This is a genomic window from Ruegeria sp. L12, assembly GCF_056531745.1.
Map to the genome: position 1 here is coordinate 208,549 of NZ_JBQFMH010000007.1, position 24,697 is coordinate 233,245.

A 24,697-nucleotide genomic window follows, 5' to 3' on the forward strand; every position below is an offset into this window, starting at 1 on the left:
GGTTGAGACCATGGCCGTCCAACAGAACAAAGTTTCCAAGTCGCGCCGCAACAATCGCCGCGCACATGACGCTCTGGTTGCTGCAAACCCGAACGAATGCCCGAACTGCGGTGAGCTGAAGCGCCCGCACCACGTCTGCGCGTCCTGCGGCCACTATGATGACCGTGAAGTCGTCGCTCAGGCCGACGAAATCGACCTGGACGAAGACGCAGCCTAAACCTGATTGGACGCAGGCCAAGGCATGACGGATCAGCCTACGCAGACCGGACGGATCATCATCTCGGTTGACGCTATGGGCGGAGATTCGGGGCCCGCCGTCGTTGTGGCGGGCATTGCCCAATCTGCGAACAAGAACCCCGATATCGGGTTCATCCTGCACGGGCAGGAACAGGAGCTGCGCAAGCTGGTTGCCAAACGGCGTGTCCTTGACGGGCGCGTCGTTTTTCGTGATTGCCCCGATGTGGTCACGATGGAGGACAAGCCCAGCCAGGTTGTCCGCAGCGGCAAGAACACCTCGATGTGGTCCGCGCTGGAGGCGGTGCGTCAGGGCGAAGCCCATGGCGCGGTTTCCTGCGGCAACACGGGTGCGTTGATGGCGATGTCGATGCTGCGGCTGCGCAAGCTGCCCGGCGTCAACCGCCCCGCCATCGCGATTCTGTGGCCTTCGCGCAATCCGCACGGATTCAACGTGATGCTGGACGTAGGTGCGGATGTACGCGCCGACGCCAAGGATCTGCTGCAATATGCGCTGATGGGCGCCTCGTATGCGCGCAACGGCATGGCGCTGAGCCGCCCCCGGATCGGATTGCTGAATGTCGGCACCGAAGAGCACAAGGGCCGCGCCGAGTTGAAAGAAGCACATGCGATGATCTCGGATTTTGCCGATCAGGCGAATTTTGAGTTCGTGGGCTTTGTCGAAGGCAGCGATATCCCCGGCGACAAGGCCGATGTGATCGTGACCGACGGGTTTACTGGCAATGTCGCGATCAAGACCGGTGAAGGCACCGCCAACCTGATTGGTGACTTGCTGCGCGAGGCGTTCAAATACTCGCCATTGTCGCGACTGGCCTCAATATTGGCGATCACTTCGTTGAACCGGCTGAAAAAGCGGATCGATCCGCGCCGCGTCAACGGGGGCGTCTTTCTGGGTCTGAACGGAACCGTGGTGAAATCCCATGGCGGAGCGGACGCAACCGGCGTTTCGGCCGCGATCAAGCTGGCCTTCACGCTGGCCGAATCCGGTTTTGCGGAAAAACTGGCAGCACGGGTTGCATCAACAGCCGCACTTGCACAAGATGCGGCGCATTCCGTGACTCAATCGGAATAATAACAAAAAAGGCAGTACCCCAGCATGGCAGGCCGCTCAGTTGTTGTAGGTGTCGGGCATTATTTACCGGAACGCGTTGTGCCAAACGCCGAGTTTGAACAAACGCTGGACACGACGGATGAATGGATTCGCACCCGCTCGGGGATCGAGCGGCGGCATTTCGCTGCCGAGGATGAGACCACATCAGATCTGGCCACAAAAGCGGCTGAGGCTGCACTGGCCGACGCGGGTCTGACGGCAGACGATATCGACGCGATTGTTCTGGCGACCTCGACCGCGGATCTGACCTTCCCTTCGGCGGCAACCATGGTGCAGGCCCGGTTGGGCATGACCAAAGGCTTTGCCTTTGACGTGCAGGCCGTCTGCGCCGGGTTCGTCTTTGCGCTCAGCAACGCCAACGCGCTGATCGTATCGGGTCAGGCCAAGCGCGTGCTGGTGATCGGGGCCGAGACATTCTCGCGAATCATGGACTGGACCGACCGGTCGACCTGCGTTCTGTTCGGCGACGGTGCCGGCGCTCTGGTGCTGGAACAGCAGGAAGGACAAGGCACGTCCGACGATCGCGGCATTCTCGCGACCGACCTGAATTCGGACGGGCGCTACAAGGACCTGCTCTATGTCGATGGCGGGGTTTCGACCCAATCGACCGGTCATCTGCGGATGCAGGGCAATCAGGTGTTCCGCCACGCGGTCGAGAAACTGGCCAAAACCGCCGAAGTTGCGCTGGAGCGTGCGGGTCTGAACAGCGATGATGTCGACTGGATCGTGCCGCATCAGGCCAATATCCGCATCATTCAGGGCACCGCCAAGAAAATGGGCCTGCCGATGGAGCGGGTGGTCGTGACCGTACAGGATCACGGCAACACCTCGGCGGCATCCATCCCGCTGGCCCTTTCGGTTGGCAAGCAGCAGGGGCAGATCAAGCAAGGCGATCTGATCGTGACCGAAGCCATTGGCGGCGGGTTGGCCTGGGGCGCGGTTGCATTGCGCTGGTAACCGGCGCAATCCGGCTTACAAAGCCGCTCGCAATTCATTGATATTGACAGCGAATTTCGCATCGCCATATGCTCTACCATCAACAGGGGAAATAGCATGGGCGATAAAACACTGACCCGAATGGATCTGAGCGAGGCCGTCTTCCGCGAGGTTGGCCTGTCACGCAATGAAAGCGCGCAACTGGTCGAAAGCGTACTGAACCACATGTCCGACGCGCTGGTGCGTGGCGAACAGGTGAAGATTTCGTCTTTCGGTACCTTCAGCGTTCGGGACAAAACCGCCCGCATCGGACGCAACCCCAAAACCGGCGAAGAGGTTCCGATTCAGCCCCGCCGCGTACTGACCTTCCGCCCATCGCATCTGATGAAAGATCGCGTTGCCGCAGGAAACCGTAAATAAGTTCAGGACATCTGTGTTATGAGTAAGTCCCCCGACGCATTTCGCACGATCAGTGAGGTTGCGGATTGGCTCGGAGTTCAGGCTCATGTGCTGCGCTTCTGGGAAAGCAAGTTCACGCAGGTCAAACCGGTCAAACGGGCCGGAGGGCGGCGGTACTACCGTCCCAATGACATGCGCCTGCTGGGTGGAATCAAGAAACTGCTGCACGAGGATGGCATCACCATCAAGGGTGTCCAACGTATCCTGCGCGAGCAAGGCGTCGCGCATGTGGCGTCCTTGTCCCCGGCGCTGGATGACGCCGAACCGGAACCCACCACTGACAGCACGGTTGTCCCCTTCACCGCGAAACCGGCCGAGCCCGCGGATCAGATCGACATGGATCTGGGCGAGCCGGTTCAGCCCGCCAAGCCCGAGGCTGTGGAACAACCACCGCAGCCGGACGCGCTTGATGAGGCTTCGCTGATGGGGGGTATCGCCTCGCTGGCGTGGAATCGGGCCGAGTATGACGACGAGTTGCTGCATCAGATCGCACCGATCGCCAAAGACCTGCGCAAGTGGCTGGATCGTGTCGAACACCGCACGGCGGGATAGCAAAAAAGGCGATGATTTCCTCTTGCCCCCGCCGGGAAAGTCTTTATGAACACCTCAACGTCGGGCTATGGCGCAGCCTGGTAGCGCGTCCGTCTGGGGGACGGAAGGTCGCAGGTTCGAGTCCTGCTAGCCCGACCAAATCACACCGACGTTTATGGCACATAGGCCAGATCCCGCTCTGGCAGCAGAGGGGATCGAGATGACAGGTGTATGCCCGAACCAGCAGCTTGAAGCGATGATCGCACGCGGCGAAATCACCGCAAGCCCGGAGGTCATTCCGGCGCAGGTACAGCCCGCCAGTCTTGATCTGCGTTTGGGTACAGTGGCTTACCGGGTGCGTGCCTCGTTTCTGGCAGGCGAAGGACGCTCGGTCGCGGACCGTTTGACCGAGTTCGAGATGCACCGCATCGACATCACCGACGGGGCCGTTCTGGAAAAAGGCTGCGTCTATCTGGTGCCGCTGATGGAATCGCTCGCCCTGCCCGATGATGTCAGCGCGGTGGCCAACGCCAAAAGCTCGACCGGGCGGCTGGACCTGCTGACCCGCACCATCACCGATGGCGGTACCGAGTTTGACCGGGTCCCCGCAGGTTATACCGGCCCGCTTTTTGCTGAAATCTGCCCGCGATCCTTCTCGGTTCTGGTCCGGCCCGGAATGCGGTTGAACCAGATCCGGTTCCGCAAGGGTCAGGCGGTGCTAAGCGACGCGGAGCTGACCACCCTGCATGCGCAGACACCACTGGTTGACGGACCCGCCGTCATTCAGGACGGTCTGGGCTTTTCGGTCGATCTGCAATTGCCCGATACCGATCTGGTGGGCTATCGCGCCAAGCCCCATACCGGGGTGATCGATCTGGACCGGATCGGCGAATATGATCCGCAGGAATATTGGGAAGAGGTGCGTACAAAGGACGGGCGCATCATCCTTGATCCCGGCGCATTCTACATCCTCGTCAGCCGCGAAGCGGTGCATATCCCGCCAATGTATGCCGCCGAAATGGCCCCCTATCTGGCCATGGTGGGTGAGTTCCGCGTGCATTACGCAGGCTTCTTCGATCCCGGCTTCGGTCATGCCGAGGCAGGCGGCGCGGGATCACGCGGTGTGCTGGAAGTGCGCTGCCACGAGGCGCCCTTCGTGCTGGAGCATGGACAGGTTGTCGGACGGCTGGTTTATGAGAAGATGGCCGAGATGCCGACGCAGCTATATGGTGCGGGCATTGCCTCGAACTATCAGGGTCAGGGGCTTAAACTGTCCAAACATTTCAAGCCCGTAAGCTGAGTTTTAGAACTTGATGAAACGCCGCATCTGACGTGTGACCTGCTTCATCTGATTGGCGCTCTGCTTCTGGCGCGCGGTGGTGTCACGCATCTGGCGGTCAGCCTCGGGGCTGTTTGGTGCCTGGGTCTCCCCTGGCTTGCGGCCTACCCGGCTTGCCAGATCGACCCCCTTGTCGATCCCATGGTTCACAAGTCGGCGCGTCACCTGACGTATGACCATGTCGATGATCCGATTGGCATTCATTGGCTCAACTCCGTTTCCTGCGCCCTACAATAGTGCCGTTCTGCGGCAACAAAAGGGCTGTTCGATCACTCTTCCTCGAACAACTCAGTCTGATCCTCATCCGCGTCTTCTTCCTGCCCCTCGCCCAACGGCACTGCGCCCGGAGGTGGGCGGTTTTCCAGCAACCCGGCTGCACGCAGCTCTTTCAGACCAGGCAGGTCGCGGGCATTTTCCAATCCGAAATGGTCCAGAAACTCGGGCGTCACAACAAATGTCACCGGCCGACCCGGCGTCATGCGGCGGCGGCCCAGCCGAATCCACTCCATCTCGAGCAGCTGATCGATGGTGCCGCGTGATACGGAAACGCCGCGAATCTCTTCGATCTCGGCCCGGGTACAGGGCTGGTGATAGGCGACGATGGCCAGCGTCTCGATTGCGGCGCGGCTCAGCTTGCGGGTCTCGACGGTTTCCTTTTGCATCAGGAACCCAAGATCGGGGGCGGTGCGAATGGCCCAGGCCTCACCCACACGGACCACGCGCACACCGCGCCCTTCATAGCGCTTCTGCAGCGATTCAACCGCCTGGGCCGCATTGCTGCCATGGGGCATCCGGGCCTCTAAATCGGCGATAGTCACAGGCTGCGCGCTGGCGAACAGCACCGCCTCGACCATGCGCTCCTGTTCCGCCAACGGGGGCGCTTCGAACAGGGTGCCGGTTTCTTCGGGGGCGTCAGTCACGGGTTTCGGTCCTCTTGCGCAGATGGATCGGGGCGAAGGTTTCGCTCTGCTTGATCTCCATATGTCCTTCTTTCACCAGTTCCAGCGAGGCCGCAAAGGTCGCTGCCGTGGCCGAGCGCCGCCGCACCGGGTCAGCATCCCAGCCGTCGGGCAGATAGGTCTCCATATCCGTCCATGTCCCCGCGAAACCGATCAGCGGACGCATCCGTTCCAGCGCCTGTTCCATCGTGAAGACGGCGTCGCGGTCCATGACGAAAGGGCGGAATTCGTCGCGGGTACGAATGCGCGCATAACCCTGCATCAGGTCCAGCAGCGTGGCGGAATAGGTCACGGTGCGAATGCGGGTGACATCCTCGCCCTGCCCGCGTTTGAAGAAGTCGCGCCCCAACTGGTCACGTGCCATCAACCGTGCGGCGGCGTCGCGCATGGCCTGCAGACGCTCAAGCTGGAACGCCAGATGCGCGGCCAGTTCCTCGCCCGAGGGTCCTTCGTCATCGGGGTCAGGCGGCAGCAGCAGGCGGGATTTGAGAAAGGCCAGCCACGCCGCCATCACCAGATAATCCGCAGCCAGTTCAATCCGCAGCTGCCGCGCCTTTTCGACAAAGGTCAGATACTGCTGCGCCAGCGCCAGAACCGAGATTTTACGCAGGTCCACCTTTTGCGTGCGCGACAGGGTCAGCAGCACGTCCAGCGGGCCTTCGAACCCGTCGACGTCAACGATCAGCGCTTCGGCCGCAAGCCGATCGGCAACCGAGACCGGGTCTTCGCTGAAAAGGTTATCCTGCATACACCTGCCCGCCCATTAGGGCAGATAGTTCCGCTTCGGCGGCTTGGATGTCAAGTTCCGCCGGGGGTTTGCGCATGGCCAGCGCGCGATCTGCGCGGGACTGTGCCGCCTGCGTCATCTGGCCTGCGGTTTCCAGCACGGCGCGACGCTCGTCATAGCTGCCATTGCAATGCAGGACGACATCGCAGCCCGCCTGCAGCGCTTGCCGCGAGCGTTCGGGCACAGTGCCGCTGAGCGCTTTCATGGTGATGTCATCGGTCATGATCAGCCCTTCAAAGCCGATCACATCGCGGATCACCTGCATCATCGGGGCGGAAATTGTGGCCGGGGTCGCGTCGATCTGTTCAAATACCAGATGGGCCGTCATTCCCATCGGCAGATCGTTCAGCGACCGGAATGGCGCAAAGTCCGTCCGGGTCAACTCGTCCAGAGGCAGCTCGACGCGCGGCAGGTCAAAATGGGTGTCCAGCGTCGCGCGGCCGTGGCCCGGCATGTGTTTCATCACCGGCAGGACGCCCCCATCCAGATGCGCCTGCGCCACGGCGCGCCCGATCTTACCGATCGTAACCGCATCATCGCCATAACAGCGGTTGCGCAGAAAGGCGTGGGTATCAGGCCGCGCCACATCCACCATCGGGGCGCAGTTGCTGTCGATGCCCAGCTCGAACAGCTCATGCGCAATCAGGCGATAGCGCAAGTACATAGCACGTTCGGCCTGATCGCCAGCTTTGGCCGTGTGATCCAGCGGAGGCAGCCATTCGCGCGCAATCGGGGCACGCAGACGCTGCACGCGCCCACCCTCCTGATCGACCGTGATGGGGCAATTGCGGCCCACCGCTTCGCGGAAATCGTCGCACAGGGCGCGTACCTGATCGGCGCTTTCGATATTGCGGGCAAACAGAATGAACCCGAACGGGTTCATCTCTTTGAACAAGGCTCTCTCATCCGGCGTCAGGCGCAGCCCTTCGGCATCGGTGATGACGGCGCCAAAGCTCACCGGACGGCGACCGGGATGCAATCGGCCCCCTGCGCCACCAGCGCGGCGCAGAACTGACGCGAGTCGCTCAGATCATCGAACCCCATGACGCGCAGCCGATAGAAGGTGCGACCGCCGCTTGAGGTTTTTTGGATAACGCGCTGTTTTCCGTTCATATATTCGCCAAACCGGCTATTCAAACGCGCCCATTCCGCTTGCGCCACATCGTTGCTTTCATAGGCCCCGAGCTGCGCCAGCCGCGTACCCTTGGTCAGGGTATCCGGATCAACATCCAGACCTACGGCGGCCTTCACGGCGGCATTGATCGCCGCCTCGGTGGCGCTGTTCGACGAAATCGAGCTGCGGGTTGCACGGGCCGGACGCACCAGCGGGCGCAGCGATCGGCGCACACCCGGCAAGGCCGCAATCTTCGGGTCGGGCAATTGAGCGGCCAGATCGGCGGGATCAATCGCAGGCTCATCCTCGGGCGTGACCAATGAGGCCAATTGAACGCCCTGCTCTTGCACCTGTTCGGTCTGGGTATCGGCGGCGAGGCCTTCGACCAGCGCGTTCACGACAGCCTGATCGGTGGTGGGTTCTTCGATCACCTGCACGGCATTGGTGGCCTCAAGCGCGGCCATGGGGGTGTCTTCATCGGTCAGCGACACAGGGCGCGGGGCCAGGATCAGCCGATCCGCCGGGGGTGCGGCGGTTCCGACAGCGGCCACAGTGTTCACTGCAAGGCCCTGATGATCCGCAGGTGTACCGCCCGGATTTTCAGGCTGGATGCGCATCGGCCCTTCGGCGGCGCGCACAACCGGCACTCCGCTGACGTCACGCATCACCAGCTTGTACCCCCAGACGCCGACGCCCGCGACCAGCGCCAGCGACGCGACCGCCCCCAGAACGTTGACAATACGGCCAAACCCGGCGCCCGCGCGCGGAACCGGTTCATAGTCGTACATCTCATCTGAATAGTCATACGCATTCTCAGGATGCGCTTGATTCGAGTAATCCATCTGCTCGGGGCTTGCCTGCCCCGAGTAATCGTAACGTGCCATATCCGCCTCACCGCCCGTTTCGCGCCTTAAAAAGATGGCGCGCGGGTCATTTCTTGCCTACCTCGTACCGGCGGTTCGGGCGATTTTGTTACCGCATCTCCTGCGCCGGGGTAACGCCAAGAATACCCAAGCCCGCTGAAATCACAACAGAAACAGCGCGGGCCAATGCGATTTTCGACTGGCTTGTGGCAACATCGCCATCCTGGATGAAACGCAACTGGGTTTCATCGTTGCCCTTATTCCACAATGCGTGGAAATCTCCTGCAAGTTCATACAGATAGAAGGCAACGCGATGCGGTTCGTTGGTGCGCGCTGCAATCTCGACCAGACGCGGCCATTCGGCCAGTTTCTTGGCCACGGCCAGTTCCGAGGCGTGGTCATTCTTGCTCAGATCAGCCCCGCTCAGCGCCGCATCGTCTGCCGCAATCCCGGCCTCGGCGGCGCGTCGCAGCACGCTCATCACGCGGGCATGGGCGTATTGCACGTAGAACACCGGGTTCTCGCGGCTCTGCTCCAGCACCTTGTCGAAATCGAAGTCCAGCGGCGCATCGTTCTTACGGGTCAGCATCACGAAACGGGTTACATCAGGGCCAACCTGATCGACCACATCGCGCAGGGTTACAAAATTCCCGGCCCGCTTGGACATCTTGAACGGCTCGCCATTCTTCCACAGCTTCACCAGTTGCGTCAGCTTGATATCCAGCGGTACCTTGCCGTCAGACAGTGCCGACACAGCCGCCTTCATCCGTTTGACATAACCGCCATGGTCCGCGCCAAACACATCGATCAGCGCGTCAAAGCCACGGGTCACCTTGTCGTAGTGATAGGCGATATCGGGGGCGAAATAGGTCCAGCTGCCGTCCGATTTCTTGACCGGACGGTCGACGTCATCTCCATGCTCGGTCGATTTGAATAGGGTCTGCTCGCGCGGTTCCCAATCTTCGGGCTTTTTGCCCTTTGGCGGCTCCAGCACGCCTTCGTAGATCAGACCTTTGTCGGTCAGCGACTGCAGTGCCGCCTCGATCCGGCCTGTGCCATAGAGCGATTTTTCCGAGAAGAACACATCCATCTCGACGCCCAGCGCCTTCAGATCGGCGCGGATCAGGTCCATCATCGCGTCGGTCGAGAATTCCCGAAGCTCTTCCAGCCAATCGCTTTCCGGTTTGTCGATCAGGCTGTCGCCGTATTTCTCTTTCAGCGCCTCGCCAATCGGGATCAGATAGTCGCCCGGATACAGCCCCTCGGCAATCTCGGGGCTCAGCCCGTTGGCTTCGCGGTAGCGCTCGTAGGCCGAGCGCGCCAGCACATCCACCTGCGCGCCGCCATCATTGATGTAATATTCGCGCGTTACATCATGACCGGAATAGGCCAGCAGACTGGCCAGCGCATCGCCAAACACAGCGCCGCGCGTATGTCCCACATGCAGCGGACCGGTCGGGTTGGCCGAGACATATTCCACGTTGACCTTCTGCCCCGCCCCCATGGTCGAGCGGCCATAGTCGGTGCCCTGCTCCAACACCGCCGCCAGAACGCCCTGCCAGACAGACGGCGCAAGGCGCAGGTTCAGGAACCCCGGCCCCGCGACCTCGGCACTGGTGATCCGGTCGTCCGCAGCCAGCTTTCCGGCCAGCACATCGGCAATATCGCGCGGCTTCATCTTCGCCGGTTTCGCCAGCACCATCGCCGCATTGGTCGCCATGTCGCCATGTGCCGCGTCGCGCGGTGGTTCGACCGCCACATTGTCAAAGCTCAACCCCTCGGGCAGCGCGCCTTCGGACTGCATCTGCGCCAGCGCGTCCAGTACCAGGGCGCGGATCTCGGAAAACAGGTTCATTTCGGATGTCCTTTTGCTTGCCGGGCGGTTTAACACGCATCACGGCAAGGTCAATGGACGCCTATAGTTTGCGCTTGGCTTGGCGCATATGCCGGGTAATCTCGGAACCGCCCCCACCAACACCGGAGATCACATGCGCCGTATCCTGCCCCTTGCCCTGCTTCTGTCCACCGCCCTGCCCGCCTGGGCCGAACTGCCCACCCCCGAAGGTCACGTCATCCTGACCCTGGGCGGAGCCGTCACCCAGACCAACCTTCCCGCGCGCGCCGAGAATGACGGCGGCCTGTTGGGTTACCTCGAAGTCACACATTCCGGTGCCGCAGGTTTCGATGCGACCATGCTGGACGGGCTGGAGCAGGTCGAGATCACCATCCCCTACGGCCCGCCGGAGAACCAGCGCGACTATGTTTTCTCGGGACCGCTGCTGTCCGAGGTGATGCAGATGGTCGGGGCCGAGGGCAAATCTGCCCTGCCCATGGCACTGGACGGCTATCAGGCCGAAATCCCATGGCAGAGCATCAACGCACACCAACCCATCGTGGCCACCCATGCGGATGGCGTGCCCATGGGCATTGGCGGCTATGGCCCCACGATGATCGTCTTCCCGCCAACCGATGATGCCGAACTGGCCCAGACGCAGGCCAGCCAACAGGTCTGGGCCATCGCCTATATCGCGATCGAATGATCCCCGGTCAGCCGGGCATGATCCTGCAGCGCAAACCTGTCGGTCATGCCCGCAATATAATCCGAGACGATCCGGGCCAGCGCCGTCTCGTCCGCCGCAGCCTCGATATCGCTGTGCCAATGACCGGGCATTTGTTTCGGGTCGTTCAGGTAGGTGGGAAACAGTTCCTCAACCACTTTGCTGACCTTGGCACGCACCTGCATCACGCTGGGTGCGCGGTACATGCGCGAAAACAGGAACGCCCGAATCTGCTTGAGCTGCGCCCATAAGTCATCCGAAAATTGAATGACCGGGTAACCCAGATACCTGATCTCCTCGACCGACTGCGCGCCAGAGGCAGCGATCAGCCCGCGCGACGTGTCGATCACGTCCGAGACCATCACGCCAAACACCCGCCTGAGCGCCTCATGTCGGCGGCGATAGGTGTCCAGACCCGGATATTTTGCATCCACCTCGGCAAAACAGGCGTCAATGATCGGAAGTTGCTGAATATCCGCGTCACTGAACAAACCGGCGCGCAACCCATCGAACAGGTCGTGATTATTGTACGCAATGTCATCCGAAAGCGCGGCCACCTGTGCCTCGGCGCTGGCATGGGTATGAAGTTCCAGATCAAAGCCCTGATTGCACTCGGCCAAAGCCCAGGGCAAATCACCAATGACGGGGCCATTGTGTTTGGCAATCCCTTCCAGACATTCCCAGGTCAGGTTACAGCCGTCGAACTCGGCATAGTGGCGTTCCAGCTTGGTGACGATGCGAATGGCCTGCGCGTTGTGATCAAACCCGCCATATGGCTGCATCAAAGCGTGCAGCGCATCCTCGCCCGTATGTCCGAACGGCGTGTGCCCCAGATCATGTGCCAGTGCCACCGCCTCAGTCAGTTCCGGATTCAGTCCCAGCGCGCCGGCAATGGTCCGCGCCACCTGCGCGACTTCGATGGAATGCGTCAGACGGGTGCGGTAACTGTCGCCCTCATGCTCGACAAACACCTGTGTCTTATGTTTGAGCCGCCGAAACGCGCTGGCGTGAATGATCCGGTCGCGATCACGCTGAAAGCATGACCGGAAGCTGCTTTCTTCCTCTGGTACAAGCCGCCCCCTTGCGCGGCCTGGATCCGAGGCAAAACCCGCTCTGTTCAAAGGTCTTGTCCTTGTCGCCTGTCTTCAGGTTTCATATATTGTACAGCGCTGAGGAAATAAACCTTTGGAGACCGGCATGAATCTGCCCCCAAAAGTCACAGATCGCGCCTTTGACCGACTGGCCGAGATCGGCGCAGCGGATCAGGGCCAGGCCCTGCGCGTCGCGGTAGAAGGCGGGGGATGTTCCGGTTTTCAATACGAAATCGCGCTGGACGAACCGAAAGAGGATGACCTTGTGCTGGAAGGCAAGGGCCAGAAGGTCATCGTTGACGCGATATCGCTGCCGTTTCTTGAAAATGCCGTGATCGACTTTACTCAGGAACTGATCGGTGCGCGGTTTGTGATCGAAAATCCGAACGCCACCTCCTCCTGCGGCTGCGGTACGTCGTTTTCGATGTAAGCTCGCGTGGGGGCTTTGCCCCCACACCCCCAGCATATTTTTAGCCAGATGAAGAGGGATTCGCTCTCTGACCAGCAAAGATCAGTATGGAACGTCACTGATATTTGCCTCAATCGGCTGTCAAAATCTCAACAAATGAAAGAACCGCGTCATTCAATTCTGACCCAAACATCAAGCATTTTTACCCCAGAACGATCAGCCTCTCATCCACACCGCGCAAAAAAACTTTGACGAGGCCAAACGGCCCTTGGATTTTCTCGCAGCTTAGATTGCCAGCTTGCAGCGGGAGAAATGGTCATTCATGTGGCGTGCAGCTATGTTGGCAGTCGCTCTTCACAAGTTGCAGGACTTTTCTACTGCTTAGCCAGCGGGCAAATACAAAACCGTGCTCGATTGCAGTTTCCCGTAAGAACACTGAAGGGAAAGATACTGTAGATCAATTACCCAAGAGGTGAGTGAGTTTTACTCGGTCAACTTTGGATCTGTGACGTTTGTCCATTGGGATTTTTTTCACGTGGGTCACTTTGATAGCGCCGAATTCCTGCGCTAGGCTATTCCAGTTTGATAACTGATCCTTGTCACCTTCAATACATAGAGTTGGCTTTCCGTTAAGGCTCATTAGGGCGCTGTTAGTCACGCTCGGCCATTGCCGGGCAGCTATTTCGATCGCGAACGGAAAGATGCGGCCGGTCGGGGTTGTCACCTCGCTCCTTAGTCTACCCCACAACCACAAACGGCCCTGCTCATCCAACCGGCCGACATCGCCTGTTCGATGCCAGATCGTGGTACCGTCTTTGATTTTGTTTTCTTTGGAGTGTGCGGGATCAAGATAGCCATCATTTACGTGATCTCCTGCCACCTGAACTTCGTCGTCCCGAATTCGGAGATCGATATGCGAAACTGGGTGTCCGACCAAAAGCCCCCTGCCCGCTGCCATATCACGATAATCAACGTCCGAGATGTCGCGCGCATCAAGATGCGCAATCGGTTCCGCCTCGGTGGAGCCGTAAACGCAGACCACATCCAGGCTGGACTGTTCGAGCAACCCTTGGATCAGGTCAGGAAAGACCGGGCCGCCGCCGGTAAAGACGGTGTGTAACTGGCCGGTATCTTTGCACTGCGCAAGTTTTTCACACAGGGACGGCGGGATCAAAAGCCGCGTGACCTGTTGTTTCGTTATCCAGCCCGCCAGTTGCTCGGGCGATAGACGATCCAGCTTGGTCATCTTCCAGTTTGGCAGAATCGTCCTGCGTCCGGCCGCTAGGTTGATCAGAGTGAAGACCGGAAACGCGACAAGATCCCGCTCGGCCATGGCACTATCCAGAAGCGGTGCGATGGCGTCATGCTGGGCCATCAGAAACGCGTGGCTGCGCGGGATGGCCTTGGCCTGACCAGTAGTTCCGGATGTAAAGGAAATAAGCGCCACATCATTGCCTTGAACATCCACAACACTCGGCTCGCCTTGCCCTTGGCCCGGTCGTAAAAGAGGCAACCCCAAAAGCTCTGGCACAACAAAGCTGAGCAACGCAAAGTAACCCGATGCGCAGAACGCCTTGGGCCGGGTTGTTCTTGCCGCGTGACGCAACCCCGCAAGACCCATCGCAGGCTCGGGCAGGACGACCGTTACCCCCAACGACCACAAGGCTGCGAGGCTGGCATAGAGATCCGCATTGACGGGCATTGCCAGCAGAACACGGTCGCCATGGCGAAGACCCTTGCGCTCCCACTTGCTGGCCAATTGCTGCGCGCGTCCGTGCAAGGCGCGGAATGTGACCTGGTGACCGGTGCCTTCTACAATGGCGATCCGGTCCGGGTGCCGCGCGACCGCATCGGCAAAATGGTCCAGCAGGTTAGCCATCCAGACGCAGCCCATACAGAGCATATCGCCGGAACACCGTGGCCCCTTCGACACTGCTGCGCTCAGCTGATTGATTATCATCGTGGATCAACGCGTGGATCGCCGTATCAAAGCCCAGTTCCAAGGCGGATTTATGGAAATGGCTGGCCAAGTGGCGTCCCGCACCCCGCTCCAGGCTGGCATAGGTTTTCAGGATCGCGGCTTTGGGTTTCGGACCTTCTGCATAGTTCGGGATGCCAAACAAAAATCCCGCCAATGAGCCATCTAGGCGGCGGGCTAAAAAGATCAGTTCGCGCTTCAACATCGGAACGACGGGCATGTACATCGCCAGGAAATCACGTTCAGAGATAGGTTTGTAGAACGCATTGCGCGCGAATGCCTCGACCGACAGGTGATAGACCTGCCGGAATAGGCCTTCGGGATTGGTTCCATCCCAAGGTTCGACCGTGAACGCACCGGTTGCGGTCAAAGACGACCTGGCCGTTTGCGCCAAGGCAACGCGCGCTGAAAAATAGCTGCTGATGGGTGCAAAACCTGCCGCCTTGAACACGTCGGGGTCATGTGGCTTGTTCGCCGGTTCCATCAAAAACGGGGCTGAACCGTCGCTTTCCGAGACAAACCGATAGCTGTGCCAGGTATCCCCGGACATTGGACCGATGATCCGGTCAATCCCCGCGCTGCGGACCCGTTCGACGGCCTGATGCACAGCGTGCAAACCGGCCTCTGGCATCTTGCATGAGAAGTCGCCGATGGTAGCCGCGGGCACACCATCCCATTCGGGGCCCTGCAGATATACGGACAGTTTGGCACCGTCGGTTCGAATGCTTTCTTTCGTCATGAAATAACCCCGTCAGCGATCCGGGCGCCAATGTCCCCGGCAACGGACCAGATGTAATAGGTAAGCGGCAGCAACAGCGCCAAGAGCGTAAGCCGCGAAACACGGTTCCTTTGAAAAACATCCGGGAGCGCCCAAGGCACAATCGCAGTCACTGCAAGTGTGACAAGTGACAACACCGTCAAAGGTTCAGCCCAGTTCGAATGGTCAGAGTTCAGCGAAACCGCCCAGATACGGACCAGAAACAGAACAGCGGCAGCAAGCGGTATCGCAACAGGTATGCCCTGCAACGCCATAGCCGACAGCCCCATGGCCAGTCCCATTGCACTAAGGCCGAAAAAGGATATCGCATCCCAGCCCGTTGCATTGCCCACCGCAAGCCAACCAAATCCCAAAATCCCCAGGGCGGCTACGATATCCAGATCAGGATACTTGCTGTCACACGGAGACGCGGTGCGCGCCCAGCCATGTGCAGCAAGAACCAGAATAGGCAGGACTGTATTCTGCATTTTTGCAGCTGCCAGCATTAGAAAAACCGCAACGACATAAACGCGGGTGGTATGTTTGCTAAGGCCCATCCGGGTTCCCACCACGCCAAAACTGACCAGCGCGGCAAAGAACAAAATGGCAAGCATAGCCAGTTCCGCCAACGAACTGTGATAGTGCGTTTTCAGAAAAATCAACAAGCCGAGCGGCAGGAACAGGCTGTCAAAGCCGCGCCAGCTTTGCGCCTCGACCAGGGTGCCGAAACCGGCAACCATCAGGCACAGCATCATGATGTTGGACGGTGGCAGCTTTGACAAAAACAGGAAACAGATGATCGCAACCAACAGCGTTACGACAAAAAATACCACCGATCCTTCCAGGCTTTTGTCGCCATCTTCGACCACATAGCGTTTGGTTCCGTAGGTGGTCCCGGCAATTGCGGCTGCGGCATCAGCCAGCGTCAAAACAGCGATCGGAAGCACGTAATACAGCGTGTTGTCACCGGCCAGCAAGAAACAAAGCCCGATCGAAAGTGCCAACAGGAAATCCCCGTATGAGGTACGCTCCACGCTGTGAATGGCGGCCCCCAGACCTTTTGAGAAGCGGGGCAATCGCAAGATCAGCATCACGATCATCGTGGCCCCAATCAGCATGTAGACCGGCCAGCGATCCGGGAAAATCCACGGCAATAGCATGGCAAAAAGCCCGGTGCCAACGTGCATCAGTTTGCGTTGCACTTCGCCGCTGAGCTCGACCTTATGCGCCAGCCGCCGGATCACCGCCATCAGCCCCAGCAAGGTAAAAACAGACATCACAGCCAGCAGGATCTGGGCCGCAACACTCATGCACTCACCTGTTCCACAACGAAGTCCGAGTAGAAAAAGGCCATGTCGCGGGCTTTCAACTGATCTTCAACCACCTGAAATGTTTCAACTTCACCCCGGTAGCGGGCAGGCACACGGCGGGGGGCCATCATGTTCCAATATACCAAACGCGCGTTCGGGGCCGCGGCCGACAAGATGGAGCCATAGACCGTTTCAAACATGTCAGTCGACATATATTCGAAAATGTCGGACAGGTTGAACCCGTTGGCCTTTTCACCGGTCGAGACAAAAGCCTCTAACGATCCCGGGCGGATATCCAGACGATCCAGGCGGGCGCGGATCGTGTCAAAATGCTCGGGGCGCCAGGCCATTGGCAATGCCTCGTCATGCGTGCCCTTCAATATCCAGTGCAGATAGGGGTTTTGCGACGGATCCGTGTCGACGCCTGCATGGCGAATACGACGCGCCACATGCTGGGCCGGGCTGCCTTCTACGTGATCGAAAAACGCCTTGTCACGCCCCATGCGACCCATGACCAGACGGGAGAAGAACAGGTTCAACAACAATCGCCACCTGAAAGTATCAAAGCGTGTGTCAAAGAATTCTTCGCGCGCCTTGGGTGCGCGCGGCGTAAAGACGTCATCAATCGTCTTTCTGGAATGCACAAACGGCAAAAGCCGGGTCCGGAAGATGCGGAAATACCGCTCGAACTTACCAACGCCGCCGATCCCATAGCGCACCACATCAGGCGTAAGCGCGGTCCAAAAGGCGCGCGTTTCCGGGTCGGTTTCCATCAGTGCTCGTGACAGCAAATCAGCACGCTTGCTGCTGGGGCGCGAGCCGGTCAACTCCAGAAACTCTGGGTGCGTTAAGGACTGGAACGCGCCAATCCTCAGCTTCAGGCAGGCAATCTGAGCCGGAGACAGATCGACAACCACAACTTTGGCCGGGTCCAGCGTCAGCATCGCCAGCGCGTTATCCCCGGCCGAGCAAATCGACACAAGTGTGCCCCCAGCGCAATCGCCCATCGCGGAGGTCAGAACATCCGCGTCCTCCCACAATTGCGCGTATCGGATGTGGTCGAAATCTGCCTTGCTTTCGATTTCACTCTGCCCCATCGCACCGTTCCACTTTGCCGCTTGCCCCATCAACCGAAAGCGTTTCTCCGTCCCGTATCCACTGCGTCGCGCCTTTCAGGCCGACGACGCAGGGAATGCCCAGCTCTCGCGCAACGATGGCGGAATGAGACAGCAGGGACCCGCGTTCAACAACGATGGCCGAGGCATTCGAAAAAACGGCGATCCAACCCGGGTCGGTGTGCCGCGCCACAAGGATGTCGCCGGGCTGCAGCGCCTCGGTGCGCGGATCACGGATCACGCGCGCTTTTGCGGTAACCTGTCCAGCCGAACAGCCCGTGCCGGTCTTCACGCGCGCAATATCGCGCTGGGGTTCCTCGGCATCCGCCCAGATCGGCGCAATTGCGGGCCCCCGAATTTCGATACGTTCCGGCGGGTCCGGGCGTTCCGACGATGCACGATCTTCGCGTTGGCGTTGCGCGACGATGGCTTTGAGATCCGGTGACAGGCTGAACCCTTCGACCGCCCCTAGAACCTCATGCACTGTCAGGTGAAACACATCACGGGGTTCGGCCAGCAGCCCCCTTGCCGCAAGCTCACGCCCGATACCCAGGAAAACACTCCGGGCATGGCCGAAAATCCGGGTGCGTTCAAAACGCAGGTTCTCTCGGTCCCGGACACGTGCCTTGGCCCAGCCCACGATCCATTTGGACAGATGGCGTTTCACAGGGTTGGATGAGAACAGGGACTTCCAGTCCGGTTCAGTGCCTGTATGCCGTTTGCCTTCGGGTCGGGCAGCACTGGCCGCGACTGCCATCAACAGGCTGGAGGGGTCCTCGCGCAGCGGAATGCTTTCCAGCTTCAGCTCTTCGGTGCATCGGTCGCCGAATTTATCCAGGTAGGCCTGAACCTCGTCCCTGATCCGGGGATAAGGGGTCAGGGTTTCCAATTGGCATTCCGCGCTAAGATGATCCGCGATCCCTGCTTCGCGGACCATGTGCGCCATCCGGGCAATACGCTGCGCCGGTTCCGCCGAGATGATGTCACCTTGACCAATCATGACATCGTTGTGCAACACCAGCCCATCTTCACCCAGCCACTTGTGCAGCAAGTTGCGCGATGCGCCAAAGGCGATCATGCACAGGAAATCGTTGACAAGTGGGGCGTCCCAGCGATCCAGGAGTTTGCTTTCGATATCGCGATATTCAGCGGCCAGTTTGGTCGCATTTGCAGTTTCGATGTCCAGATCTCGATCCAGAACATCATTTAGCCTGTCGTAGAAATTGCGCCGGGTGCGCGGCAAACGCAGGGCATGCCATATCAGGCCGCACGCAACCCCAGCCAGTTTCGCGTATTCCCATATCTTGCGCGCGCCTTTGACGGGCGCAGGCCCGATTTGGTCGGTGATTTCAGACGGCATGGGTTCGGACACACCCATCATCGTTTCCATGTAGTCGCGATTCAGCGAAAACCCTGGCAGCAGCGCCAGTGCGCCGTACCAATTAACCAGATTGTAATAAACCCGCCCATCAATGCGCCCAAGGAAGTTGTCGAAAAGGGCCGCGTTCTGCGCGACAGTTCTGTCCGATACGCCCAGAAGCCGTACAAAAGCGCGATAAACCCGCGAGTAGACGTGCACAGCAAAGGAATAAGTCAACGGGCTGACCATGCCCGGATAGCTTTCGACGATGTTGGAATTGTCGAAAATGGTCAGCGCCTCATCCGGTAATGCCACGGGCCGTAAAGCGGTTGTGATTGGCCGCGCTTGCAGAATGTGCAGCCCATCACCATCAAACGCCCATTCGATGTCTTGCGGGGCGCCAAAAGCCTGTTCTGCTTGCCGTGTCAGCGCTGCGACCAGAAGCGCCTGACCCGGGGTCAGGACCTGAGGTGCCGCTTGGGCGCATTCGGGGTGCCCGTTTTGGTCAATGGTCCAATCCTCACCATCAACTTCACCTGCCACCAGCCCGTCGGCCAGGCCTTTGACGGCGGACACAACGACGACGTTTCTTCGCCCTGTCACGGGATCGGCAGAAAACGCGACACCTGCCGCCATTGCAACAATCATGCGTTGGACGATGATCGCCGGAGCCTCTGCCTCGCCCCCGGTTTTGACGGCGCGATAGGTGGCGATCGCCTCTGCAAACCCGGATTGCCAAACCTGTTCCGCCGCCCCCAACACGTCGCTACCTGCGACGTTCAGAACCGTATCGAACTGACCCGCATGGCTATGTTCGACCCCATCTTCGGCCCGACCGGAACTGCGGACCGCATAAGGCCCCGGACCCAGCGCATCCAACGCAGCATCCAGCGCGCTTTTCAAACCACGTGCCGCGACCGGCCCCGTCTTGCCTTTGCGAAACGCGGCGTCGGAGATGACAAAAAACGCCGGCGAGTTGAAACCCTGGCGGGACAGGTTCGACAGCGCGGCGGCTTTGCCTCCGACCTCGGTCGGGTCCGTGGCATCGGATTGGCTGACGATAAAGGTCATCTGAATGCTCCGATCAGAAACGGCAAAAAGCCCGCTGTGGCGTAACAGAAGAACACCCAAAGCCCGGCGATTGTATCCATTCTGTCCTGGGCAACGGGGGTCGGTGCCTTGACATAGCTGCGCGCGGCCAGACCGCAGGGCACCAACGCAAGGGCCCCAACCCCGACCGTGAACCAGCCCACGCCCGTCGCAAACCCTGTACCCACCAGAAAGACAAAGGACAGACCGACACAGCACAGCCAAATCACGGCGGCACGGCGATACCCCCACAGGCCCGAATAGGTATCGACCCCGTCAATCTCATTTTCGGGCGACCAGAGCTTGCGCCCGATCTCAAGAACGCAGCCATTGACAAAGGACAGCACCAGAAACAACCAAAGCTGTGATGCCGCTCCTCCGGCCGGAAGCCATTCAATGCTGGTCAGCAATAGGTCGATCAGCGGCATGATTGCCATATGGCTGACCAGATAGAGAACCGACCGCGCCTTTAGCCAGGCTGGTGCGCCGAATTCAGCAGTCATTGCCGCCAGCCACACCCAAACCCCCAAAAGGCACCACAGAACCAGCGGGGACCATAGCCATGCAGCGGCAACAGCCACCGGCAGGGTCAGCAGGCCCAGCACCAGAACTTCGGCGGGTGACACCAGCCCTCGCGGAATGGGACGTTCGGGCCGGTAGCGGCGGTCATCCTCGGCATCCTTGAATTCGTCGCAAAAGCGCATCTGGAAAAACAGCGCCATTGCGAGCACAAATCCAACCACAAAACCGGGCCATTCAGGTAACGGGCGATCCGCAAGCCGGGCCGAGACGCAGATGCTGGCCGCCGAAAACACCAGCAACAGCGGAACGGTCTTCTTCAACGGAAACCGTTCGGCCTGATAGGTCCACAATCGCGCCAGCAAAGTCATCTTTGACGGGCCAAACTTTCATGGGCACGGGTGAAATGGCCCGCAGCGATTGCTGCTACAATCGAAATCTCTCCGCACAGACAGATGGCTGCGGTCACTTCGGCCAGCGCCGTACCATGGCCCGCGCCCTTCAGTCCCAGAATGTTCAGCGCCGCACTTTGGCTGGGCAGACCGGTGCCGCCACCCACAGACCCCACAAGGATATTCGGGAGCGTGACCGAGCAGAAAAGATCATCCCCTTTGGGCTCCATCCGCGTCACACCCATCGCGCTTTCGGCAACACAGGCCGCATCCTGCCCGGTTGCGATGTAAAAGGCTGCAAGCCCGTTGGCATAATGGGCCTGCGCCCCCAGCTGACCCGACAGGTGCGCGCCAAGATTGGCAACCCGCCCATAGGCCAACATGGCGTCCACGGTCGTTCCAAGTGTTTTTTCGACGACTTCCGCAGGCAAGGTGACCGACGCGCTGACCTTGCGACCACGCCCTGTCACCAACCCAAGCGCCGAGGCTTTTTTGTCGCCTGAAAAATTCCCCTCGATATACCAGTTTTCCATGGGTATCGGGCAATGGCTGACAATCGCCCGGCACAGCGCATCCGTAGCAATGGTCACCATATTCTGACCCGCTGCATCCCCTGTCGTGTAGCGGCAAATCAGAAAAACGATATTGGTGTCGATGAATGGCTCGACCGAGATAAGCTTGCCATGCCGGGTCGTGGCTTCGGCTGCGGCACAAAGATCGTCGATATTGCTGACTACCCAATCGACGAACTGACCGGCTTGTAAAAGACCTTCGAACACAAAGGCGGGCGTGCGCAGGACACCTTCGTACAAGACGGCCGTGCTGACCCCGCCAGAACGGCCAGTTGCGAAGGCCCCTCGCGCATAAGAGGCAACAAGCGCGGCCTCAGTCGTCGCCAGAGGCACATAAAAATCCCCGTTGGCGTTCATACCATTCAAGCGCAATGGTCCGACGATGCCAACTGGCACTTTCACAGTTCCAATGAAGTTTTCAATATTGGCACTATAGGTTTCAGAAGCTGCAACTGTCGCAGCATCAGCGATCAATGCTTGATCGGCGTCGCTTGACCTGGGCTTTAGATGATCCCAGAACCGCGCAACCGTCTTACTGTCAGCCTTGCGAGAGGGGCGCAAAGACGAAAACCCTTCGTCGCTTGGGGCCATCTGCTGTGGCGTGCGTTCAGCATCATATCGCGCTTTTATTCGCCGCAGCATTTCCCGCACATGAAATGGAATGATCAAAAGTCAGCTCCGACAAACGCTGTGTAAAACGAATGCAGATTTAATTCTGCGATGGCTGCACCCTAACAAGAAAGAAAGCAATATCCAGCGAATACATCCAGTTGGCGATTGTGAGTACCCCTACCTCTTTGAGTTCATCCGGACCTAAAGTCAGGAAATGAGGCAACAAGATCGTAGATGCCTTTCCGCTTCATTCGTCGCACACACTCGATGCGCGCAATCGCCTAGTCAATTTTTGAGGCATCTCCACTTGCATAGGCCTGCTTAAGAATTTCGAGCTGCGCCCGTTCATCGACTGCGAGCGCCTCCGCAGTCATTTCTACACTCATCGTCACCCTCCAATTCTGTCCACATCACCTGCCGCCAAACGACTGGTCATCCTAACGATACGCTTGATCTGCAAATCGACGTCCAAAGCATCCAATTTCTCTGGCGCGCAGGACTCTGCAAACTCGGGCCCGGTTCGTTTTGTCGTCAAATCCTCTGATTATGACACGATCTCACAAATTAAGGTCATCAATTGAATGGACCCTAACGTATCTAGCACTGCAATTGATGGGTAGAGTATTCTCGCGGTCAAGCCTGCGGGCAAAATGAATAGGTCTTACATTTTGACCCTGCGCCAATTGGTCAAGCGTGATGTACTGACGCTCAAGTTCCATAATGCTGTGTTTGGTGACATATAGCCTCAGGTGATTGGTGCCAGGATTCCCGCGCGAAAATGCCTCCACGTATCCTGAATCGTTCAAGCGCCTGATCCCGGCGACATTGATCTTGAGATACCTAGCTGCCTCATCCGCAGCATAGTCCCCAATGAGTTCGATCAGCTCCTTTTCTGATAGAACAGAACAATCTACTTCAATAGCCTGTAGCCCTATCCCAATGCCGCGACAGAGCTTTCCGTGAAGTTTTTTGGCGGCATCGACAGCAATGCAGCAACAAATGTGCGACACCTGCGAATGGATGTCGCGTTAGCAACGGCTGCTAAAGCAAAAAGGCGGAGAAGTCCCGCCATACGGCCCTAGATTAGCGCCAACTTGAACGACTGGTTTCAACCGAACGTTAGCTCGAGCTGGACCTTGACCTGATCCCTTATGGCCGGACCCTGCTTGACTCCGGAATAGGGGTGCCCAAGCGCACGAAGCGTCACTGCGCCAACAAAATTCATGTTGCCGAGTTTGAAACCTGAAGGCTGAAGAACTCGCAGATATCCTGCCTGGGGTCCGTCTGGAGCAACGATTTGTTCTTACGGATCAACTCCCGAATGGCAGTGGTTTTCCCACTGCCGGATTGCCCAACAAGAACTATATCCTCGGCTGAGCCTGCGGGCAGCAGCACCCCTGTCGAATAGTATTGCCTCGCCCCCTCCCGCGTTCGCCACGTGGCAGATCAGCGAGAACAGGCGGCTTCGCCGTCTGAGCCTACAAATCTGCCCGAACTATCCAAAAGGAGGTCGGATCCGTCGAAACAATCTGAGAGAGTACGAGAAGGGAGTATTGGGTCAGTTTATGACGCAAAGGTCAAATTCGTCTGACGTCCAGCAATCAGAGCTTCACCTGGCGCGGTCATCGGCGTCCCCGCCTGCACCGCCAGATCATTCTTCATACTTCTGGTTAAGGATCCGTTACTTCATCTGGCTAAAAATATCCCGGAGCGCGAGGCAGAGCCTCGCCCCCGCTCTCGACTTGCCGTTGGGCCCGTTCTGCGCGATAGGTTGCTACAAGGCTTCGGAGGATCGCGCATGAAAATCGCCACATTCAACATCAATGGCATCAAAGCGCGGGCCGAAGCTCTGCCTCGCTGGCTGGATGAGGCGCAACCGGATGTTGTGCTTTTGCAAGAGATCAAGTCGGTGGACGAAAACTTCCCACGCGAGATGTTCGAAGAACGTGGATATAATGTCGAAACCCACGGGCAAAAGAGCTTCAACGGCGTTGCGATCCTGTCAAAACTGCCGCTCGAGGATGTGACGCGGGGATTGCCCGGCGACGATTCAGACGAACAGGCGCGTTGGATCGAAGCGACTGTCGTGGGCAAGCAAGCATTGCGGATTTGCGGGCTGTATCTGCCGAACGGGAATCCGGCGCCAGGTCCCAAATACGATTATAAGCTTGCCTGGATGGAGAGGCTTTTCGATCGGGCGCGCGACCTTCTTGCCGCTGAGGAACCGGCGCTGATGGCCGGTGACTACAACATCATTCCACAGCCAGAAGATGCCAAACGGCCTGAGGCCTGGCGCGAGGATGCCCTGTTTCGCCCCGAAAGCCGCGCCGCATTCCGGAAGATTCTCAACCTGGGATTCACCGAAGCTTTCCGCGCCCGCACGCAGGGCCCCGGCCATTACTCATTCTGGGACTATCAGGCTGGTGCGTGGAACCGCAATGACGGTATCCGGATCGACCATTTTCTGCTGACCCCGCAGGCCGCTGATCTGATGCGAAACTGTCAGATCGATGCCGAGGTGCGGGGGCACGAGAAACCGTCTGATCACGTACCGGTCTGGGTGGATCTGGACCTTTGACCG

General features: G+C 59.0%; 23 protein-coding genes and 1 tRNA gene. 10 read left to right on the forward strand and 14 right to left on the reverse strand.

Annotated elements, in window-relative coordinates; all coding sequences use genetic code 11:
* The first annotated feature begins 10 nt into the window (after nucleotides 1-10).
* The 7 genes from rpmF (at nucleotide 11) to ACR0K9_RS13225 (ending at nucleotide 4,592) form a co-directional block, all read left to right on the forward strand.
* Complete coding sequence (gene rpmF / locus ACR0K9_RS13195) at nucleotides 11-217, forward strand: 50S ribosomal protein L32 (protein ID WP_008756996.1); 207 nt, start codon at nucleotides 11-13, stop codon at nucleotides 215-217.
* Nucleotides 218-241: 24 nt separating this feature from the next.
* Nucleotides 242-1,327, forward strand: coding sequence for a phosphate acyltransferase PlsX (plsX, locus tag ACR0K9_RS13200; RefSeq protein ID WP_480531956.1), 1,086 nt, complete (start codon nucleotides 242-244; stop codon nucleotides 1,325-1,327).
* A 24-nt stretch (nucleotides 1,328-1,351) separates the two neighbouring features.
* A complete protein-coding gene (locus ACR0K9_RS13205; RefSeq protein ID WP_480531954.1) occupies nucleotides 1,352-2,323 on the forward strand; it encodes a beta-ketoacyl-ACP synthase III in 972 nt (323 codons plus the stop codon).
* Nucleotides 2,324-2,419: 96 nt separating this feature from the next.
* Nucleotides 2,420-2,722: an integration host factor subunit alpha gene (gene ihfA, locus ACR0K9_RS13210; protein WP_008755922.1), complete on the forward strand. Its 303-nt coding sequence runs from the start codon at nucleotides 2,420-2,422 to the stop codon at nucleotides 2,720-2,722.
* Nucleotides 2,723-2,740: 18 nt separating this feature from the next.
* Nucleotides 2,741-3,313: a MerR family transcriptional regulator gene (locus ACR0K9_RS13215; protein WP_480823821.1), complete on the forward strand. Its 573-nt coding sequence runs from the start codon at nucleotides 2,741-2,743 to the stop codon at nucleotides 3,311-3,313.
* A 61-nt stretch (nucleotides 3,314-3,374) separates the two neighbouring features.
* Nucleotides 3,375-3,451: transfer RNA gene (locus ACR0K9_RS13220), tRNA-Pro, on the forward strand.
* Nucleotides 3,452-3,512: 61 nt separating this feature from the next.
* Nucleotides 3,513-4,592, forward strand: a complete 1,080-nt coding sequence (locus ACR0K9_RS13225; RefSeq protein ID WP_480823823.1) for a 2'-deoxycytidine 5'-triphosphate deaminase — start codon at nucleotides 3,513-3,515, stop codon at nucleotides 4,590-4,592.
* Nucleotides 4,593-4,595: 3 nt separating this feature from the next.
* Here the strand turns inward: ACR0K9_RS13225 and ACR0K9_RS13230 are convergent, their stop codons facing one another.
* The 6 genes from ACR0K9_RS13230 to argS form a co-directional block, all read right to left on the reverse strand.
* A complete protein-coding gene (locus ACR0K9_RS13230; RefSeq protein ID WP_480823825.1) occupies nucleotides 4,596-4,835 on the reverse strand; it encodes a hypothetical protein in 240 nt (79 codons plus the stop codon).
* A gap of 65 nt (nucleotides 4,836-4,900) precedes the next feature.
* Entirely contained in the window at nucleotides 4,901-5,551 is a 651-nt protein-coding gene (gene scpB / locus ACR0K9_RS13235; protein ID WP_480531946.1) for an SMC-Scp complex subunit ScpB, read from the reverse strand.
* Nucleotides 5,544-6,338, reverse strand: coding sequence for a segregation and condensation protein A (locus ACR0K9_RS13240; RefSeq protein ID WP_480531944.1), 795 nt, complete (start codon nucleotides 6,336-6,338; stop codon nucleotides 5,544-5,546). The genes scpB and ACR0K9_RS13240 overlap by 8 nt, the downstream gene beginning before the upstream one ends.
* A complete protein-coding gene (nagZ, locus tag ACR0K9_RS13245) occupies nucleotides 6,328-7,335 on the reverse strand; it encodes a beta-N-acetylhexosaminidase (protein ID WP_480823827.1) in 1,008 nt (335 codons plus the stop codon). The genes ACR0K9_RS13240 and nagZ overlap by 11 nt, the downstream gene beginning before the upstream one ends.
* Nucleotides 7,332-8,375 (reverse strand): SPOR domain-containing protein, encoded by a 1,044-nt coding sequence (locus ACR0K9_RS13250; RefSeq protein WP_480531940.1) that lies wholly within the window; start codon nucleotides 8,373-8,375, stop codon nucleotides 7,332-7,334. Before ACR0K9_RS13250 ends, nagZ begins: the two co-directional genes overlap by 4 nt.
* 88 nt (nucleotides 8,376-8,463) lie before the next feature.
* On the reverse strand, nucleotides 8,464-10,209 hold the full coding sequence (argS, locus tag ACR0K9_RS13255; RefSeq protein WP_480823829.1) for an arginine--tRNA ligase: 1,746 nt from the start codon (nucleotides 10,207-10,209) through the stop codon (nucleotides 8,464-8,466).
* A gap of 133 nt (nucleotides 10,210-10,342) precedes the next feature.
* On the opposite strand from argS, the gene ACR0K9_RS13260 reads away from it, so the two are divergent.
* Complete coding sequence (locus tag ACR0K9_RS13260) at nucleotides 10,343-10,894, forward strand: putative pterin-binding protein (protein ID WP_480823831.1); 552 nt, start codon at nucleotides 10,343-10,345, stop codon at nucleotides 10,892-10,894.
* Here the strand turns inward: ACR0K9_RS13260 and ACR0K9_RS13265 are convergent.
* Entirely contained in the window at nucleotides 10,876-12,033 is a 1,158-nt protein-coding gene (locus ACR0K9_RS13265) for a deoxyguanosinetriphosphate triphosphohydrolase (RefSeq protein ID WP_480823833.1), read from the reverse strand. The genes ACR0K9_RS13260 and ACR0K9_RS13265 overlap by 19 nt on opposite strands.
* 76 nt (nucleotides 12,034-12,109) lie before the next feature.
* Here ACR0K9_RS13265 and ACR0K9_RS13270 point away from each other — a divergent pair, with 76 nt between their 5' ends.
* The gene (locus ACR0K9_RS13270) at nucleotides 12,110-12,433 is read left to right on the forward strand and encodes a HesB/IscA family protein (RefSeq protein ID WP_480531932.1); all 324 of its coding nucleotides are present in this window, start codon (nucleotides 12,110-12,112) and stop codon (nucleotides 12,431-12,433) included.
* 436 nt (nucleotides 12,434-12,869) lie between these two features.
* Here ACR0K9_RS13270 and ACR0K9_RS13275 read toward each other — a convergent pair whose 3' ends face one another.
* Genes ACR0K9_RS13275 through ACR0K9_RS13305 form a run of 7 tightly spaced genes read right to left on the reverse strand, consistent with a single transcriptional unit; the run spans nucleotide 12,870 to nucleotide 22,173 of the window.
* Nucleotides 12,870-14,291 (reverse strand): AMP-binding protein, encoded by a 1,422-nt coding sequence (locus ACR0K9_RS13275; RefSeq protein ID WP_480823835.1) that lies wholly within the window; start codon nucleotides 14,289-14,291, stop codon nucleotides 12,870-12,872.
* Nucleotides 14,284-15,129 (reverse strand): hypothetical protein, encoded by an 846-nt coding sequence (locus ACR0K9_RS13280; protein ID WP_480823837.1) that lies wholly within the window; start codon nucleotides 15,127-15,129, stop codon nucleotides 14,284-14,286. Before ACR0K9_RS13280 ends, ACR0K9_RS13275 begins: the two co-directional genes overlap by 8 nt.
* Nucleotides 15,126-16,457 carry a hypothetical protein gene (locus tag ACR0K9_RS13285; RefSeq protein ID WP_480823838.1) on the reverse strand — a complete coding sequence of 444 codons (1,332 nt, stop codon included), beginning with the start codon at nucleotides 16,455-16,457 and terminating at the stop codon, nucleotides 15,126-15,128. Before ACR0K9_RS13285 ends, ACR0K9_RS13280 begins: the two co-directional genes overlap by 4 nt.
* A complete protein-coding gene (locus ACR0K9_RS13290) occupies nucleotides 16,454-17,554 on the reverse strand; it encodes a BtaA family protein (RefSeq protein ID WP_480823840.1) in 1,101 nt (366 codons plus the stop codon). Before ACR0K9_RS13290 ends, ACR0K9_RS13285 begins: the two co-directional genes overlap by 4 nt.
* Nucleotides 17,541-20,003 carry a PEP/pyruvate-binding domain-containing protein gene (locus ACR0K9_RS13295; RefSeq protein WP_480823842.1) on the reverse strand — a complete coding sequence of 821 codons (2,463 nt, stop codon included), beginning with the start codon at nucleotides 20,001-20,003 and terminating at the stop codon, nucleotides 17,541-17,543. The genes ACR0K9_RS13290 and ACR0K9_RS13295 overlap by 14 nt, the downstream gene beginning before the upstream one ends.
* Nucleotides 20,000-20,911, reverse strand: coding sequence for a UbiA family prenyltransferase (locus tag ACR0K9_RS13300; protein ID WP_480823844.1), 912 nt, complete (start codon nucleotides 20,909-20,911; stop codon nucleotides 20,000-20,002). The genes ACR0K9_RS13295 and ACR0K9_RS13300 overlap by 4 nt, the downstream gene beginning before the upstream one ends.
* Nucleotides 20,908-22,173, reverse strand: a complete 1,266-nt coding sequence (locus ACR0K9_RS13305) for a hydroxymethylglutaryl-CoA reductase (protein ID WP_480823846.1) — start codon at nucleotides 22,171-22,173, stop codon at nucleotides 20,908-20,910. The genes ACR0K9_RS13300 and ACR0K9_RS13305 overlap by 4 nt, the downstream gene beginning before the upstream one ends.
* A gap of 1,741 nt (nucleotides 22,174-23,914) precedes the next feature.
* Between ACR0K9_RS13305 and xth the strand changes: the two genes are divergently transcribed.
* Nucleotides 23,915-24,694 carry an exodeoxyribonuclease III gene (gene xth, locus ACR0K9_RS13310; RefSeq protein ID WP_480823848.1) on the forward strand — a complete coding sequence of 260 codons (780 nt, stop codon included), beginning with the start codon at nucleotides 23,915-23,917 and terminating at the stop codon, nucleotides 24,692-24,694.
* Nucleotides 24,695-24,697 lie beyond the last annotated feature (3 nt).